The organism is Pseudomonadota bacterium (assembly GCA_030859565.1).
Lineage (GTDB): Bacteria > Pseudomonadota > Gammaproteobacteria > JACCXJ01 > JACCXJ01 > USCg-Taylor.
On record JALZJW010000275.1, the window covers coordinates 1 to 2,330 of the forward strand.

The window sequence follows — 2,330 nt, forward strand, 5'->3', positions numbered from 1 at the left end:
CTACGGCCGCCGGGTCATGGGCACTTCGCTCTATCTCCGCGACCATGCCTTTTTGAAGGCCTATTCAAAAATCCCCGCATGATGTGCTTTGTCAAATGCAAAGAAGTCACGGCGGAAGACTCTATACCCCATAACGCTCCTAAGGAGGATTACATGAAAGTCATTCATCGCCAGATACTAGTAGGCTTCACGGCAGTATTCGCTTCAGCTTTGCTTGCCTCACAGGCCGCAGTGGCAGGAGGATGCAAATCGCTCGACGAGGATTTCTCTAAAGAGGAGATGAACATACCCCAAATTTTTCAGACCTCACTCCCGTCGAACTTTGGTGACGCAATGGAACCGGAAACTTACGAGTTCAAGACCGAAGAAACACGAAATAGAGGATATCGCTGCCGCATACGGCAGAACCAGACTGGCGAAAAGCTGATTACTAGGCTCTTGGACATTGATGGAGCGACGGTCGCTATTTGCTCTGCTTTTTCAGGAGCGACGTGCGACACGCCGTTTGTCATGCTCAACGCGGGGCGGAAGCATAGTTGCGTTGTGCACTCACAAGGCGGAGTTCCAATCGCTCGGGGAAGCCAGTACCGCATGGCGGTGCAGAAGCAGCAGCTGCCAGCTGCGGCGCAGCAGTAGTCCTTGGACCAACGCGCTAGCTGGTCCTGAAAGGACGGACCTCAGAGGACGGGGTCCGCAATGCCCCACCGCGTGCGGCGTGCAGGACGCCTCCGTCCTGCACGCCGCCCAGATCGAGGCCCGCCGAGCTCAGAGCGTCGGCACGGACGGTCGTCGCCGCCTACGGTCTTCGTCAAAGGATAAGCTGCCAAGGGACACGGCCTGCTCGAGAGATACTTTCGGCTCGCGTCGCGCTTCAACTCCCAAAAAAAGCCGCCCGAAGGCGGCTGGTCTAACCAAGTAACGCTTCCCTTGCCGCGGTTATGACGCGCGCGGCTGCCGAGGTCTGCTGTGCCGCCCATCAGCGCAAGAAACTCGAACACTTGTGCCGATACATTACCCGTCCAGCCATTGCCAACAAACGCCTCAAACGCAATAGTGCCGGTGATGTCGTGCTGCAACTCAAAAGCCCGTACTACGACGGTACCACCCATATCGTGATGTCACCCCTGGAATTTATGCAGCGACTCGCCGCTCGGGTTCCCCGTCCGCGGTTGCATCTGATCCGCTTCCATGGCGTACTCGCGCCTAACGCCAAGCACCGTTCCGCGATCGTCGCCAGCGCGCCGGTTAGCGCAACTAACGCCGCAGAGGTTCACCCCAACACAGCCCACCACTCGGCACCTGCGCGCATCAACTGGGCCCGGCTGCTCAAACGGGTGTTCGATATCGATATTGAACGATGTCTCCGGTGTGGCGGCACCTTGAAGATTATCGCCGCCATCGAAGATCCCCCCGTGATTGCCAAGATTTTCTCATCTCGGCTTGTCCGTCCGGGCCCCGCCCCGATCCCCGGCGCGGCCATTCGACCGATTCCAAATGGCCTGATCCAAAACCAACACCCCCGCCATTCGGTTAAGCTTCCTGAGCCGGCCCTCTCCCTTGTGCATCCACCCAAGATCCAAAAATGTCCCCAAACTTGGCGCCTGGGGCCGATGAATAGCCCAATAATTCCCCGTTTCCGGACCGAGATTGCGCGTGTTTGACACCAGACAGGTTCAGTCGTATCTTCGCTCCCGAGGAAAAAGGGCTTTTGAAACTCCTATTCCCATTCCCCCCTGATCATCGCGACGGAGCACGCGCTCTAGCCTGCGCCGCCGCATTCACCCAGCCGTCCGGGGCGCGGATGGCCTCAGACCGGAGGACCAAGACATGGCCAGACAAGCAGTTAAGACGGGCGCCAAGGGCGCAGGGACAGCCGGGCTCGGCGGCCCGCGCACGGGTTTGGGCGGGCCAGCCGCAACAGCGGGCGCCGGAGGGCCCGGCACGGCGGGCACCGCCATCCCAGCCGGCAGCATGGACTCTAGCCTCGGCACCGAGCACATCACCTGGGGTTACGTCGACTCCTACTCGGTCGACGAGGAAAGGCTGATGATCAAGCTGGTGACCGGCGCGATCGGCCGCCGCCTGATCTCGCTCCGCGCGGACGCACCGCATTTCCGCACCAGCGTCTCGATGACGATGATGGCCTATCACACGCCCGGTACGAAGCTGACGGTGCGCTACCTGAAGTCCAAGGTTGCAGCTCTCAACATCGACGACATCGTCTACGCGCTCGAGATCGGCATCGGGAAGGATCCGGAGAAAACGCTCTCCTTCGATGACTGGGTAATAAAGTTGCCGTGAGGCCGCCCGGGCCGGGTTCGCGCCGGGCG

The 2,330-nt window shown here is 60.1% G+C and carries 3 protein-coding genes; all 3 read left to right on the forward strand.

All coding sequences use genetic code 11. The features are described from left to right. Positions 1 to 153: 153 nt before the first annotated feature. Positions 154 to 636, forward strand: a complete 483-nt coding sequence (locus M3436_20685; GenBank protein MDQ3566383.1) for a hypothetical protein — start codon at positions 154 to 156, stop codon at positions 634 to 636. 302 nt (positions 637 to 938) lie between these two features. Then, positions 939 to 1,661, forward strand: a complete 723-nt coding sequence (locus tag M3436_20690) for a transposase (protein ID MDQ3566384.1) — start codon at positions 939 to 941, stop codon at positions 1,659 to 1,661. 166 nt (positions 1,662 to 1,827) lie between these two features. Next, positions 1,828 to 2,301, forward strand: coding sequence for a hypothetical protein (locus M3436_20695; protein MDQ3566385.1), 474 nt, complete (start codon positions 1,828 to 1,830; stop codon positions 2,299 to 2,301). The last annotated feature ends 29 nt before the right edge of the window (positions 2,302 to 2,330 follow it).